This window comes from Nesterenkonia sp. Act20, assembly GCF_019173455.1.
GTDB lineage: Bacteria > Actinomycetota > Actinomycetes > Actinomycetales > Micrococcaceae > Nesterenkonia.
In genome coordinates, this window is sequence record NZ_JADPQH010000002.1 from 506368 (window position 1) to 520584 (window position 14217).

Annotated in this window: 15 protein-coding genes and 1 tRNA gene; 9 read left to right on the forward strand and 7 right to left on the reverse strand. The window is 67.7% G+C overall.

The annotated features are described in order from the left end of the window. Positions 1-15: 15 nt before the first annotated feature. The 3 genes from IY716_RS11990 to upp all read right to left on the reverse strand — a co-directional run bounded on the left by IY716_RS11990 (position 16) and on the right by upp (position 2137). Complete coding sequence (locus IY716_RS11990) at positions 16-522, reverse strand: histidine phosphatase family protein (protein WP_218221919.1); 507 nt, start codon at positions 520-522, stop codon at positions 16-18. 7 nt (positions 523-529) lie between these two features. Then, positions 530-1315, reverse strand: a complete 786-nt coding sequence (locus IY716_RS11995) for a winged helix-turn-helix domain-containing protein (RefSeq protein ID WP_218221920.1) — start codon at positions 1313-1315, stop codon at positions 530-532. A 186-nt stretch (positions 1316-1501) separates the two neighbouring features. Further along, entirely contained in the window at positions 1502-2137 is a 636-nt protein-coding gene (gene upp, locus IY716_RS12000) for a uracil phosphoribosyltransferase (protein ID WP_218221921.1), read from the reverse strand. A 129-nt stretch (positions 2138-2266) separates the two neighbouring features. Between upp and tadA the strand changes: the two genes are divergently transcribed. The 3 genes from tadA (at position 2267) to IY716_RS12015 (ending at position 3462) form a co-directional block, all read left to right on the forward strand. After that, complete coding sequence (tadA, locus tag IY716_RS12005; RefSeq protein WP_218222214.1) at positions 2267-2725, forward strand: tRNA adenosine(34) deaminase TadA; 459 nt, start codon at positions 2267-2269, stop codon at positions 2723-2725. A gap of 9 nt (positions 2726-2734) precedes the next feature. Next, entirely contained in the window at positions 2735-3289 is a 555-nt protein-coding gene (locus tag IY716_RS12010; RefSeq protein WP_369699704.1) for an adenine phosphoribosyltransferase, read from the forward strand. 82 nt (positions 3290-3371) lie between these two features. Continuing rightward, positions 3372-3462, forward strand: a tRNA-Ser gene (locus IY716_RS12015). A gap of 159 nt (positions 3463-3621) precedes the next feature. Here IY716_RS12015 and IY716_RS12020 read toward each other — a convergent pair. Next, positions 3622-4263 carry a DedA family protein gene (locus tag IY716_RS12020; protein ID WP_369699705.1) on the reverse strand — a complete coding sequence of 214 codons (642 nt, stop codon included), beginning with the start codon at positions 4261-4263 and terminating at the stop codon, positions 3622-3624. Beyond that, positions 4247-4609, reverse strand: a complete 363-nt coding sequence (locus IY716_RS12025) for a hypothetical protein (protein ID WP_218221923.1) — start codon at positions 4607-4609, stop codon at positions 4247-4249. Before IY716_RS12025 ends, IY716_RS12020 begins: the two co-directional genes overlap by 17 nt. 120 nt (positions 4610-4729) lie before the next feature. Here IY716_RS12025 and IY716_RS12030 point away from each other — a divergent pair, with 120 nt between their 5' ends. Further along, positions 4730-5731, forward strand: a complete 1002-nt coding sequence (locus IY716_RS12030) for a thermonuclease family protein (protein WP_218221924.1) — start codon at positions 4730-4732, stop codon at positions 5729-5731. A gap of 50 nt (positions 5732-5781) precedes the next feature. Then, positions 5782-5988: a hypothetical protein gene (locus tag IY716_RS12035; RefSeq protein ID WP_218221925.1), complete on the forward strand. Its 207-nt coding sequence runs from the start codon at positions 5782-5784 to the stop codon at positions 5986-5988. Here the strand turns inward: IY716_RS12035 and IY716_RS12040 are convergent. Then, on the reverse strand, positions 5935-6489 hold the full coding sequence (locus IY716_RS12040; protein WP_218221926.1) for a GNAT family N-acetyltransferase: 555 nt from the start codon (positions 6487-6489) through the stop codon (positions 5935-5937). The two genes, IY716_RS12035 and IY716_RS12040, sit on opposite strands and share 54 nt — an antisense overlap. A 36-nt stretch (positions 6490-6525) precedes the next feature. Here IY716_RS12040 and IY716_RS12045 point away from each other — a divergent pair, with 36 nt between their 5' ends. Together IY716_RS12045 and IY716_RS12050 are read left to right on the forward strand one after the other, a co-directional pair. Then, positions 6526-6984, forward strand: a complete 459-nt coding sequence (locus tag IY716_RS12045; RefSeq protein WP_218221927.1) for a 23S rRNA (pseudouridine(1915)-N(3))-methyltransferase RlmH — start codon at positions 6526-6528, stop codon at positions 6982-6984. Next, positions 6977-7672: an NADPH-dependent F420 reductase gene (locus IY716_RS12050; RefSeq protein WP_218221928.1), complete on the forward strand. Its 696-nt coding sequence runs from the start codon at positions 6977-6979 to the stop codon at positions 7670-7672. The genes IY716_RS12045 and IY716_RS12050 overlap by 8 nt, the downstream gene beginning before the upstream one ends. A 42-nt stretch (positions 7673-7714) precedes the next feature. Here the strand turns inward: IY716_RS12050 and IY716_RS12055 are convergent, their stop codons facing one another. After that, positions 7715-8371 carry a dihydrofolate reductase family protein gene (locus tag IY716_RS12055; protein WP_218221929.1) on the reverse strand — a complete coding sequence of 219 codons (657 nt, stop codon included), beginning with the start codon at positions 8369-8371 and terminating at the stop codon, positions 7715-7717. Positions 8372-8502: 131 nt separating this feature from the next. Here IY716_RS12055 and IY716_RS12060 point away from each other — a divergent pair, with 131 nt between their 5' ends. Then, positions 8503-13413 (forward strand): DNA glycosylase AlkZ-like family protein, encoded by a 4911-nt coding sequence (locus IY716_RS12060; protein ID WP_218221930.1) that lies wholly within the window; start codon positions 8503-8505, stop codon positions 13411-13413. 60 nt (positions 13414-13473) lie between these two features. Then, entirely contained in the window at positions 13474-14205 is a 732-nt protein-coding gene (locus IY716_RS12065) for a VOC family protein (RefSeq protein WP_218221931.1), read from the forward strand. Positions 14206-14217 lie beyond the last annotated feature (12 nt).

A 14217-nucleotide genomic window follows, 5' to 3' on the forward strand; every position in this document is an offset into this window, starting at 1 on the left:
GGCGCTTCGCGAAGATCAGCCGGCGGTGAAGAATTCGGTGAGATCCGCATCGCGGCCGTCCAGTTCAGCCCAGGGCTTGTCCACGGTGAAGCGCGCCAGACCCGCGGGAGGCCAGGAGCCGGCCATCTGGATCACCGGATCTTCTCGTGACTGCGCGGAGGCAAGGTCCATGCTGAGCTCCTGCACCCCGGGCATGTGCGCCACCACCAGTAGAGACTGCACCGTCTCGGGCACCTCGTTGATGATCGAGAGCATGGACCGCGGCTCGGCGAGGTAGAGCCGCTGGTCCAGATACGGCGTCGGAGCCTTTTCTCCAAGCTCGTGATTGACCCAGATGCAGGTCTGCCGGGTGCGCATGGCATCAGAGCAGACGGTGTTGTCCGGCAGGTGACCCGTGTCCCGAAGCCAGCGGCCGACGGCGCGCGCCTGTCCCTGCCCGTGCTGGGTCAGGGTGCGGCCGTGGTCATCCCCGGAGAAGGAATGCCCAGACTCGCCGTGGCGCAGGATCAGCAGTTCAGGCATGTTCAGCTCAGATGGAGTACTCGGGGGCCGCCCAGACGGTGACCTCGGGGTGCTCGTAGAACCTGTAGCCCTGCCCGCGCACGGTGCGCACCGTGTTGGCGAGACGGCCGAGCTTGGAACGCAGCCGGCGGATGTGGACGTCGATGGTCCGCTCGTTGGGCATCTGGTCCTCGTCCACGTTGCGCCACAGGGTCTTCAGCAGCTCTTCGCGGCCCACCGTGCGGGATCCGTTGTCCACGAGGTAGTTCAGCAGCTCGAACTCCTTGAAGGTGAGGTTCAGACCCTCACCGTCCAGGCGGACCTCGCGGCGGGAGAGATCGATGAGCACTCCTGAGCTGCTGGGGGCCGGTGGCGTGTTGATCGGAACGTCGACGCCGCGGTGCGTGACTGTCGGGTCTCCGAGGGCCTGACGCACGACCTCGAGGTCGCTTCCCTCGTGGGCCGCCGAGGCCAGGGCCATGGCGATGTGTACCTGTGCGTCGGTCGCGATGTGCTCGACGTAGTCGCGCAGCTCGGTGGCGATCTTATGCAGCGACGTTCCGGCGGCGCTGGCCGTGTCCTCGTCGAGGCCGACGTAGACCACGAAGCCTCGGGTGACGATATCGGGCTGGACCATCTGGGGCCCTCCACCGTTCTGTGCGACGACCGGCACCGGGGCGGTGCGCGGGTGAGCCTCGCCGGACTCGGCGGTGGCGCTGCGCAGTCGACGGGCCATCTCGGCTCGACGGGCGGCGTTGCGCACGGAGACATGAACATAGCCAGGATTCTGCGGCTGGCGCAGGTGTGCGGACATTTGCGGCAACTCCCCCACTGCGTGGACGGCGGTAACTATTACAGCGTGTCCGTCACATTTGAAATCCGCAAGTAACAAAAGGGGGGATCTTCCACATACTGAGATGCGGAGGGTTTTTCGTGACCGGGATCACGGTATTTCGCCTGGTGGAGACTACATAAGGGTCCTTCCGGCGCGGCGCAAGCCCTACTGTGCGAGGCCGTAGAGCCGATCACCGGCGTCGCCGAGCCCAGGAACGATGTAGGACTTTTCATTGAGCTTCTCGTCAATCGCAGCGAGGTAGAGCTCCACATCGATGTCGCCGATCTTGGAGCGCAGCCGCTCGATGCCCTCCGGGGCTGCGAGCAGGCAGATGCAGGTGATCTTCGCGGCGTTGGCCTTCTTCAGGAAGCAGATCGCCTCGGCCAGAGTGCCGCCGGTGGCGAGCATGGGGTCCAGCACGAAGACGTGACGACCGGTGAGATCATCCGGGAGCCGTTCGGCGTAAGTGATGATGTCGAGCGTCTCTTCATTGCGTGCCATGCCCAGGAAGCCGACTTCGGCGGTGGGGACCATTGCGGTCATGCCGTCGAGCATCCCCAGGCCTGCGCGCAGGATGGGCACGACCAGAGGCTTCGGATCCGCGAGCTGTGTCCCGGTCATCGTCGCCACCGGGGTCTGGATCTCGACGGGCTCGGTGGCGATGGATCCACTGGCCTCGTAGGAGAGCAGCATGACCAGCTCCCGGGTCAGTTCACGGAACTGGTTCGAGGCGGTCTCCACCCGGCGGAGCTGGGTGAGCTTATGGGAGATCAGTGGGTGTTCCACAACCTGTACGCGCATGCTCCAAAACTATCAGCACGCCTGGGACAGGCCTCTTGGAGGGCGCGCAGGCGGCCTAGGCTCAGCTGCGCCCCATAGGCTGGGTCGGTGACCGAGAACTCTGAGCCCGCCGCCACATGGTCTCCGCGAGTGCGCGCCGACCAAGAGACGCTGATCGGCCGCTGCCTGGAGCTCGCTGCCCAGGCGAAGCACGCGGCGGACGTGCCGGTGGGCGCCGTCGTCGTCTCGGCCGAGGGTCAGCTGCTGGGTGAGGGCTTCAACACCCGAGAGCGCGACGGCGATCCTGCAGGTCATGCCGAGATCACGGCACTGCGCGCTGCGGCCCGAACCGTGGGCACCTGGCGGCTGGACGGCTGCGTGCTGGCCGTGACGCTGGAGCCCTGTCCGATGTGCGCCGGGGCGATCTATCAGTCTCGGATCGGGCAGGTGATCTTCGGCGCATGGGACGAGAAGGCCGGGGCCGCTGGATCCGTGTTCGACATCCTGCGTGAGCCGCGGCTGAACCACTGGGTCGAGGTCCACCCGGGGGTGCGGGCGCAGGAGTGCGCGGCTGCGCTGCGCGCGTTCTTCGAGGAGTTCCGCGGATAGGCTTGGCGCGTGCCCACACCCTTGTCTCTGCCGCATCATGCCGCGCCCACCGCCGATCAGCTGGCCTATGCCCAGTCGCTGTTCGCGGTGACACCAGACTTTCCTGAGCCAGGCGTCTTCTTTCAGGACATCTCCCCTGTGCTGGCCGACCCGGCGGCGCTGCGCACCGTGGCCGAGGGCCTCCTGGCGCCCTTCGCCGGGGACTTCGACATGGTCGCCGGCATCGAGGCGCGCGGGTTCACCCTGGCCGGGATGATCGCCGCGCTGACCGGAACGGGCTTCCTGCCGATCCGCAAGGCGGGCAAGCTCCCTGCGCCGGCTGGCCGGGTGGAATACACGCTGGAATATGGCACCGCGGTGATCGAGGCTCCGGATGTGCTCACCCCCGAACACCGAGTGCTGATCGTCGATGATGTGCTTGCCACCGGTGGCACGCTGGCCGCGAGCCGGGAACTGGTCGGACAGCTGGGCTGTCAGGTGGCCGGAGCCGCCGTCGTCCTGGAGATCGAAGCGCTGCGTGGTCGAGAGATCTCAGGCGAGGTCCACGCGCTCTTCCACGCCTGAGGCGGATGTGCGCGCAGGCCAGGCCAAGGCCAGGGCTCACTTTTGGGTGAGCGCGCGATGTTTGCGTATACTCAACGGGCCTGGTGACGTGTCCGAGCGGCCGAAGGTGCAGCACTCGAAATGCTGTGTGCGGTTACCCCGCACCGTGGGTTCAAATCCCACCGTCACCGCCACATGGGAACCCCGCTGATCTGCAGTGATGCAGTCAGCGGGGTTTTTCGTTCCCCACCCCCGCACCCCCGCGTTTTACCTCCTCCACTGAGGTGTACCCGCCCGACCGTAGCCCCGGTAAACCACGCACGGGGAGATAAAACGCAGGGTGGGGAGGGTGCTCAGACCGGGTCGCGGCGACGGAGGGTGCGGAGTCGCTGGATGATGAAGGCCACCACGGCCAGGGCCGCGAGGGCCACCACCACATTGGAGAGGACGCCGCTCCATTCGGCGAGCACCGGTTCGATGCTCGGCCCGAGGCCGAAGCCGAGACCGATCCAGATCCCGTTCCAGATCGCAGATCCCACCAGGGTGAATGCAAGGAAAGTCAGCATGCGCATGCGGGTGATCCCCGCCGGGATCGAGATGAAGGAGCGCACGATCGGCACGCAGCGCCCCAGCAGCACAGCCCACGGGCCCCAACGGTCGAACCAGCGTTCAGCCTTGTCGAAGTCCGAGACCTTCAGCAGCGGCAGACGACCCATGATGGCGCGGGTCCGTTCGGCACCCAGCGCGGCACCGACCCCGTACCAGAGCAGCGCTCCGAGCAGAGAGCCGAGATTCGCCCAGATCCACGCTCCCCACGGGCTCATCAGACCCGCGTAGGCGAGAAACCCTGCACCGGGGAGGATGGCCTCGGAGGGGATGGGTGGAATGAAGTTCTCCAGGAAGATCGCCAGCCCGACTCCGAATTCACCGAAACGCTCCATCAGGCTCAGCACCCACCCGATGAACCCCTGATAGTCCTCAGTTGTCGTCGGCACCGTCGAGGCCCTTCCCTGTCGTGACCACATAGGAGGTGATGGATCGGATCTTCGCGGTCTTGGCGGTCGAGGCGAAGACCAGGAAGTGCGCGAAACGCATGGTCGAGCCATCAGCACCGACGGCGAGACCATCACAGGAGCCCAACCGGCCGTGGGTCACCACGTTGTCCAGCACCAGACGCTGAAACCCTGTCTCGCTATTTCCAGGGTGGACGTGCCATTCCGCATCTGGGAGAAGCCACTGCTCGAGGTAGGTCTGGTCTTCCTCTCCCCAGGCCCGGGCAATCTCCGCGACGATCTGCATGCGCGGTGAATTGCCGCAGCTCGCGGGCATGGTGAACTCCATAGCGACACATTAGCCCGGCCGCGTGACCTGAACGAGAGGACCCCACCTGGCACGTTACTGTGATGTAAGACTCATGTTCCCCGCACGGGTCTGTCACTCGAACTTGATGAGGTTCTCCTGATGTTGCCACGCTTCCCGGGGCGCTCTCCCGCGTCCAAAAAACGCTCCCACCGCGGGACGCCGCAACGCTCGCTGTGGAGCCGATTCAGAGCATGGCCGCTGATCGCGAAGATTCCGGCCATCGGCTGCGCGGGGCTCCTCGGCCTCTTCGTGCTTCTGCTCGTCATCGGAATCGTCGGCGTCGCACTGGACCCCGCCGGTGGTGATGAACCGGCAGCAGAGGATCAGGCGACCTCCGCCCCTGAGACCGAGGAGCCGTCCTCTGCATCGGCCGCGCCTGAAGAGTCCGAATCGCCGGAGCCTACGGAATCGGACGAGCCTTCAGAGGAACCCGCGGAGAGTGAGACGCCCACTCCCAGCCCGTCCCCCACTCCGAGCCCCACCCCAACTCCCACTGCTTCAGCGAACCCGGATGAGAATCGCGCCGTCGTCGTGCGGATTGTGGACGGGGACACTGTGGAGCTCGACAACGGTGACACCGTACGGGTCACCGGCATCGACACCCCGGAGCGCGGCGAGTGCAACTTCGACACCGCCTCGGCGCGGATGGGTGAACTCGTGCGAGGAAAGACCGTCACGCTCACCCGGGACGGGGATGACGCCGACCGCTACGACCGGATCCTGCGCTACATCGACGTCGGCGGGACGGATGCGGGCATGACACTGATCGAAGAAGGCCTCGCCACGGCCCGCTACGACTCGCGCGATGGCTATGACTTTCACACCCGCGAGCCCGACTACATCGCCGCCGACAACGCGACCGCCCTGCAAGGCTGCGCCGCCGAGCAGGCCCCAGCACCGGAGCCCGCACCAGCGCCGGCACCGGCACCGGCACCCGAGCAGCAGGCCAGCAACTGCGACCCGAACTACACCCCCTGCATCCCCGTGTACCCGCCGGATGTCAATTGCGGAGACCTCAGCTCTGCCGTCCGCGTGATCGGCACGGACGTGCACGGTCTCGACGCCGACGGCGACGGCATCGGATGCGACTCCAACGGCTGACACGTTAGGGTGCTGAGGAATTCGCTGCAGCTGACCTATGAAGGAGTTTCGTGGCGACAGAAACCCCGGAGCGTGAACAGAAGGGCCGATTCTGGACGACCTGGCAGACGGTGATGGCCGCGCTGGGGGTCCCGTTGATCGCCTGGATGTACTTCGCGCCGCAGGACATGCGCCTGACCGGCGGGTGGTACCTGCTGGCCTGGCTATCGATCCTGCTGCTGGCCACCCTGGTCGCCGGTCCGCGCCGGAAGACCTGAGCTCCCGCGGCGCATCGGCACATGCGGGATGCCGTCTTCCAGGAACGGCTCCCCGGTACGGGTGAAGCCGAAAGACCCGTACCACCCCTCCAGCGGCTGCTGCGCGTCGAGCACCACGGCACTTTCCGGCGACTGCGCGGCGCAGTGCTCCAGCCCGCGCTGCATCAGCTCGCGCGCCACACCGGTGCCCCGGAGCGCCTCCCGGGCGACCACCCGCCCTATCCGGAATCCTTCGGGCTCGCGCAGCACCCGCAGGGTGGCGAGGACTTCGCCCGCCGCCGGGTCGTCGGAACCGGTCGCGGCGTCGTCGTGGTCAGTCCGATTCTCAGGGGCGTCTACCACCCACGCCATGACAGTTCCGGGTTCGAGGTCCCGCCCGTCCAGCTCTGGGTACGCGCACTGCTGCTCCACGACGAACACGTCGGTTCTGAGCTGGAGCACTCTGTAGAGCGAGACCGGGTCCATCTGGGCCACCGGGGCGATGTGAAACTGTGCAGACATGGGATCCATCCTAGGGTTCCCGGTAGTCTCGCCCGTATGAGCATCACCGCCCTGGCAGTAGGCAAGAAGCATGAGAAATGGGCCGTGGAAGGGATCGAGCGCTACACGAAGCGTCTGCGCAAGCCCTATGACCTGGACTGGAAGCTGCTCCCCCACTCCTCCCGCGAGCACGACGCCGCACGGCAGGAGGAGTCGGAACGGATCCTCGCCGCGCTGAAGCCCAAGGACCATGTGATCCTGCTCGACGAGCGCGGCAAGAACATCAGCTCACCTGGGTTTGCCGCGCACCTGCAGGGCAGCTTCGACGCCGGGGCGCACGTCGTCGTGATCATCGGAGGTGCCTACGGGGTCACCGACCAGCTCCAGCAGCGCGCGGATCTCGTCTGGTCGCTGTCCAAGCTGGTGTTCCCGCATCAGCTGGTGCGGATGCTCCTGGCCGAACAGGTCTACCGGGCTCAGGAGATCTCCGCAGGGCGGTCCTACCACCATGAGTGAGTCCCCCGCGGCGTCGGATGCCTCCCTCTCGGCCGCTCCCGCCGAACCAGTGGTGGGGATCCTCGGCGCCGGTCGAGCCGGCACTGCTTTCGCCCGCACCCTGCTGCGCGCCGGGGTGGCCGTGGACATCGCGTCCACTCGGCCGCCACGTGCGCTGCAACATCACCTGAAGATCTACGCCCCCGGCGCGCAGCCGGTCCATGCCGAGGACATCGCGTCCCGGGCGCGGGATTCCAGCGGGATCGTCATCCTCGCGGTGCCGCAGGAGGAGCTCGACGAGCTGGACCCGACCTGGGTCGCGAACACGGTGCTCGTCGATGCCACCAACACCTGGCAGGACGAGCTGCTCCCCGGCTGGCTGCAGGCCGCGGTGGATGAGCAGCTGCCCACCTCGATGGCGCTGGCCGGACGCTTCGGCGCGGCGCGGGTGGTCAAGGCGTTGAACCATATCGCCCACGCAGATTTCGACGACGCCGCCCGGCCCGGTGCCGATCTGTCCGGCCGCCGAGCCTTGGCGGTCGCCGGAGATGATGAATCCGCCCGCGGCCTGGTCATGGGACTGCTGTTCCGAATGGGCTTCGACCCAGTCTCGGTCGGGTCGCTGGCTGCGGGTCGGATCATGGAGCCCGACGGCCCGCTGTTCAACCGCCCGCTGCGTCGCGAGGACATCCTGCGCTACGCCCGCTGAGTCCGGGCCTGAACCAGCGTCCGGGACCCGCTGATCGGCGGATCAACTCCGGCGGCGGGTGAGGATCAGGTGCATGACACCTTGAGGAGAGGGCGTGGCGGCGATCTCGAAGCGCTCCTCCAGCCCGCCGAGCCCCTCCCAGAGCCGCTCTCCCCGGCCCAGGAGGATCGGGACCAGGACGATGTGCAGGTGATCGATCAGATCGGCCTCGAGGAACTCCCGGATGATCGTGGCACCGCCCCCAATGCGCACATCGAGGCCCCAAGCCAAAGCCCGCGCCCGTTCGAGCGCGGCAGCTGGATCCGCATCGAGGAAGTGGAAGGTCGTGCCGCCCTGCATCTCGAGCACCGGCCGCGGGAAGTGGGTCAACACCACCACCGGAGTGTGGAAGGGAGGCTCGGCACCCCACCATCCCTGCCACTCCTCGTCCGGCCAGGGGCCACGCTGGGGCCCGAATTTATTGCGCCCCATGATCTCCGCGCCGATTCCGGCCGCCCATTGGCTGGCGAAGGCATCATCTACACCGAAGGATCCCTCCGTCTCACCGTGGAAGCCCATCTCGCGGAACGTGCGGGTCTCGAAGGTCCACTCCATGAGGCGCTGACCTGCATGGCCGAAGGGAGCCTCGAGCGTCTGGCCCTCACCGGTGCCGAAGCCGTCGAGGGAGACCGAGAAGTTGTGGACGCGGACCAGAGACATGTCTTCTCCCAGAGTGCCTGCGGGTTGCTCGAGCCCAAGCTACTCTCACCCCATCCGAGCGGCCATGCTCGGTGGACCGGGACCACGCGGCAGCGTCCGGTCATGTCCGTGGCGCCATTTAGAGTGGGACCATGACCGCCCTGGAACCGTTCACCGAGCCCACGCGGCGCTGGTTCCAAGCCTCCTTCGGTCAGCCCACCGCCGCTCAGGCCGGCGCCTGGAACGCGGTCGCGCGTGGCAAGAACGCCCTGGTGGTCGCGCCCACGGGATCCGGAAAGACGCTCTCGGCCTTCCTCTGGTCCATCGATCAGCTCTTCGCCGCCCCCACCAAGGGCACCTCGGTGCTCTATATCTCCCCGCTGAAGGCGCTCGGCGTGGACATCGAACGCAACCTGCGCAGCCCGCTCGTCGGGATCGCACACACCGCCCGACGGCTCGCCGCCGAGGGCGCGGCGACCGAGCCTGCCGAGATCACGGTGGGCGTGCGCACCGGCGACTCCACTCCCAAAGAACGCCGCGACCTGGTCCGCAAGCCCCCACAGATCCTGATCACCACCCCCGAGTCGCTCTACCTGATGCTCACCTCTCAGGCGCGCAGCACCCTCGCCGGGATCAAGACCGTAATCATCGATGAGGTCCACGCGCTGGCCGGTACCAAACGCGGCGCCCACCTCGCGGTATCACTGGAGCGGCTGAACAATCTGCTCGAGACCCCGGCCCAGCGGATCGGCCTCTCCGCCACGGTGGAGCCGCGCGAAGAGGTGGCCCGCTTCCTGGGCGGCTCCGCGGCCGTGGAGATCGTCGCGCCGAAGTCCGAGAAGAAGTGGGACATCACCGTCTCGGTGCCGGTGGAGGACCTGGCCTCCCCCAGCACCGCCCCACCCCAAGGGGCGACGCCGTTCCCGGCACCCCCCAGCTCGCAGAGCAACGACACCGAGGACTCCGCCGAGGCCGGCCAGCCGAAGGTGCTCTCCGAGGTGCTCGCGGACTTCGCGCCGGAGGAGGTGCTGCTCAGCGACCAGCCGCTGCAGCCCAGCATCTGGCCGCACGTGGAGCACCGGATCGTGGATCTGGTCACCGAGAACCGCTCCACCATCGTCTTCGTGAACTCGCGCCGCCTGGCCGAGAAGCTCACCGGTCGGATCAATGAGATCTGGTCCGAACGTCAGCCCTCCATCAGCAAGGACGCCACCGACGACGCCGCTGCCTCCCACGGGGAGCCGGCAGACGCGGGCGAGCCGGATCCGCTGGCTCGGTCACACCACGGCTCGGTCTCCAAGGAACAGCGCAAGCTCACCGAGGAGGCACTCAAATCGGGCCGGCTGCGCTGCGTGGTGGCCACCTCCTCCCTGGAGCTCGGCATCGATATGGGCGCAGTGGACTTGGTCATCCAGGTGGAGGCGCCCTTCGCGGTCTCGGCTGGACTCCAGCGCATCGGCCGCGCAGGCCACCAGGTCGGCGAGGTCTCGGTGGGCTGGTTCTTCCCGAAGCACCGCGGTGATCTGGTGAGCACCGCCGTCGTCGTCGAACGGATGCTGGCCGGACAGATCGAAGCGCTGCATATCCCGCGCAATCCGCTGGACATCCTGGCCCAGCAGACCGTGGCGGCCTCTGCCATGGAGACCCTGGACGTAGAGTCCTGGTTCGAGACGCTGCGCCGCAGCGCGCCCTTCGCCAGCCTGCCCCGCTCCGCCTATGAGGCCACCCTGGACCTGCTGGCGGGCAAATATCCTTCGGACCGGTTCGCCGAGCTGCGGCCCCGGATCATCTGGGACCGCGACGCCGGCACCGTCTCCGGCCGGCCCGGAGCCCAGCGCATCGCGGTCACCTCCGGCGGCACGATCCCCGACCGCGGCCTCTTCGGGGTCTACCTCGCCGGGGGTGAAGACTCCGGCTCGGCACGCTCCGGAGGACGGCGGGTCGGTGAGCTCGATGAAGAGATGGTCTACGAATCGCGCATCGGGGATGTCTTCGCCCTGGGCGCCACCAGCTGGAAGATCGAGGAGATCACCTTCGACCGGGTGCTGGTCTCCCCCGCCTTCGGCCAGCCCGCTTCACTGCCGTTCTGGCGCGGCGACGGCTTCGGCCGCCCCGCCGAACTCGGCCGCGCGCTGGGCCGCTTCACCCGAGAGGTCCACGCCGGCGCCCCGGAGGAGACCGCCGAACGGCTGACCTCGCTGGGCATGGACACCTGGGCGCAGGAGAACCTGCTGCGCTACTTCACCGAACAGCAGGAGGCTGCCGGGGTCCTGCCCAGCGACACCACTCTGGTGGTCGAGCAGACCCGAGACGAGCTCGGCGACTGGCGGATCGTGCTGCTCTCCCCCTACGGACTCCAGGTGCACGCCCCCTGGGCGCTCGCGGTCGGCGAACGGCTGCACGATCGCTTCGGCCTCGACGGCTCCGCCATGGCCAGCGATGACGGAATCGTGCTGCGCGTGCCCATGATGGACGAAGATCCGCCCGGTGCAGAGCTCTTCGCGTTCGACCCGGACGAGCTCGAAGACCTAGTCACCGCCCAGGTCAGCTCTTCAGCGCTCTTCTCCGGCCGCTTCCGTGAGGCCGCCGCGCGTGCGCTGCTGCTGCCCAAGCAGAATCCAGGCCAGCGCACCCCGCTGTGGCAGCAGCGCCAACGCTCCTCACAGCTGCTCGAGGTCGCCTCCGGGTACCCCGACTTCCCGGTCATCATGGAAGCCATGCGGGAGGTCCTGCAGGACGTCTATGACATGCCCGCGCTGCTGGATCTGCTGCGCAGCATCGCCGCGCGCAAGCTGAAGATCGTGGAGACCACCACTCCGAAGCCGTCCCCGTTCGCGCAGTCCATCCTCTTCGGCTACATCGCCCAGTTCCTCTATGAAGGGGATTCCCCGCTGGCGGAGCGTCGGGCCGCGGCGCTCTCGGTAGACCCGGCGCTGCTCGGCGAGCTGCTCGGCCGCGTAGAGCTGCGTGAGTTCCTCGATGCCGCGATCATCGCCGATTCCGAGGCCTACGCGCAGCGACTCACTCCTTCCCGCCACGTCCGCGGACAGGAGGGGGTTGCCGATCTGCTCCGGCTGCTGGGCCCGTTGACCGCGGAGCAGCTGGCTGCCCGCCTGGAAGAGGGCGAACCCGCCAGGGAGCATGCGCAAGCGCTGGTCTCCAGCCAGCGAGCATTCAAGGTGATGTGGCGGACCGGCACCTCCTCCGCGCCGGAGACCACAGGATCCGAAGGCACATCGGCCACGGGCGGCGATCACGTGGAGGAGCGCTACGCCGCGATCGAGGACGCCTCCCGGCTCCGGGACGGCCTGGGCACCCCCATTCCCGTGGGGATTCCCTACGCCTTTCTGGAACCGGTGGATGATCCTCTCGGAGACCTGGTCGGCCGCTATGCGCGCACCCACGGCCCGTTTCTGGTGGAGGAGGCCGCCGGCGAGCTGGGGCTCAGCCGCGCCGTGGTCGCCGACACGCTGACCCGGCTGGTCCGCGAGCACCGCGTGGTCGAGGGGCTGTTCCGGCCCGATCGCGAGCTGCCCGTCGACGCTCGGTCCGGCACCGTGGAGTACTGCGACGCCGAAATGCTGCGCCGGATCCGCCGCCGCTCCCTGGCGGCCCTGCGTGCCCAGGTGGAGCCAGTGTCCGGGGCAGCGTATGGACAGTTCCTGCTCGAGTGGCAGGGCATCTCCGCCGCGCGCGGGAAGGGCTCCTCAAGCTCAGGCACGGCCGCCCTGGCCGAATCCCTGGCGCAGCTCTCCGGGGCCGCGGCTCCGGCGAGCGCCTGGGAGTCCTTCATCCTCCCGGCCCGCGTTCCCGACTACCGGCCCGCCATGCTGGACGAGCTGCTGGCCGCCGGAGAGTTCCTCGCGGTGGGCAAGGGAGCGCTGAGCGGGCACGACGGCTGGCTGGCGTTCTACCCCCGCGAAGACGCCGCCGTGCTGCTGAACAACCTGCCCATTCCAGGTGCAGGGGCCGCCAGAACCAACGGCACAGCCGACACCCGCGGGGCCGCAGGAACAGAGGACTTCACCCCGACAGCCCTCCAGGACGCCATCCTCGAGGTCCTCACCCGGGGCGGCGCCTGGTTCATCGAGGCGCTGCACGATCAGCTGGATCCGCACCTCACGGTCTCCCGTGAGACCACCAAGAACGCACTCTGGGAGCTGTTCTGGGCCGGCAGGGTCACACCGGACAGCTTCAGCGCGCTGCGTCGTTTCATGTCCACCGGAACCACCGCGCACAAGAAGCAGCCCACTCCGGCGCGCCCCCGGCACACCTCCCGGAGGATGGCGCTGCGTCAAGCCGCGGAATCCCACCGGAGCCGGGTCAGCGCCGCCAGCGGCGGATTCAGCGGAGCGGGGGCCGGAGGGCGCTGGCAGCTGGTCCCCAGCGCCTCGGCCGAGCCCACCGTTGCCGCGCACACCCGCGCCGAGATCCTGCTGGATCGCTACGGCGTGGTCACTCGTGGATCCGTGATGTCCGAACAGCAGTCGGGGCTCGGCACCGCCTCGAAGGGAGGCTTCGCGGCGGTCTACAAGGTGCTCTCGGCGGCGGAAGACTCCGGCCAGATTCGCCGCGGATACTTCATCGAACAGCTCGGGGCCGCCCAGTTCACCTCCTCCGCCACCATCGACCAGCTGCGCTGGATCGCCGAGCGGCTGGAGGACGCCGCGGAGAAGACCGGAGAGGGGAAGCGCCAGGAGGCGGCAGTGGTGCTCGCCGCCACCGATCCGGCCAACCCCTACGGGGCTGCTCTGGACTGGCCCGAGCTGGAGAGCTCCACCCACCGTCCCGGTCGCAAGGCGGGCGCCGTCGTCGTGCTCTATCGCGGTGACCTGGCGCTCTATATGGAGCGCGGGGGACGCACCATGCTGCTCTTCATCGAGGATGAGACCGTGATGGATCTGATCGCCCGGGCCCTGGTCCCGGCGCTGCGGTCAGCGAAGACCGGGCGCATCGCCGTGGAACGTGTCAACGGGGAGCGGATCCTGACCCACCCCCTGGGACAGCTGCTCCGCGACGCCGGGTTCAACTCCTCTCCCTCCGGGCTTCGATTCGCACCCTGAGGCCTCACGCCCACAGCGCACACACGTCCCAGACCCAGGATTTCCCGTTAGGCTGAACACATGACTCTTTGCATTCCGTTTCTGATGTTCCAGGGTCAGGCCCAAGAAGCCATTGACCACTACCTCAGCGTCTTCCCCGACGCCGAGCTGCTGGAGATCATGCATCACCCTGAGGGCACTGAGATCTATGACCCCACTCCCTCCTCCGAGCAAGCAACCGAGGCTGAGGACCTCTCAGAGGCCGAAGATGACGAGCTCTCCGAGGTGGAGGTACAGCTGGATCTCGGCGAAGAGTCTGAAGAGGACTTCGCCGCCGACGATCTCACCGCTGAGAACGTCGCCGAGGAAGCCGATGACGCCGTGGTAGATGCGGAGGAGCCCTCCGAGGTCCATCCCGTGACCGCTGCGGCGCCCGAGACCCACCACACCGACCTGCAGCTCGCCGAGGAGGACGATCCCGACGAGGTGGTCGACGTTCCCGCCCCCCTGGTGGCCACCGCTCAGCTGAAGATCGGCGGCCAGGTGCTGATGATCCAGGACAGTCTGGTGAAGCACCAGTTCAGCTTCACCCCGTCCGTCTCCATCGCCGTGGTGGTGGACTCCACCGAGGAGTTCAACCAGATCGTGAACACCCTCGCCCCCGGCGGGGAGTTCCTGATGGAGCCGGGCGACTACGACTTCGCGACCAACTTCGCCTGGATCAAGGACCGTTTCAACATGTCCTGGCAGATCAACCAGCCGCTGGCCCAGCCAGAGCCGACTGCCACCGCTGAGGCACCGGTCTGGGGCTGAGCCACCCTGCCG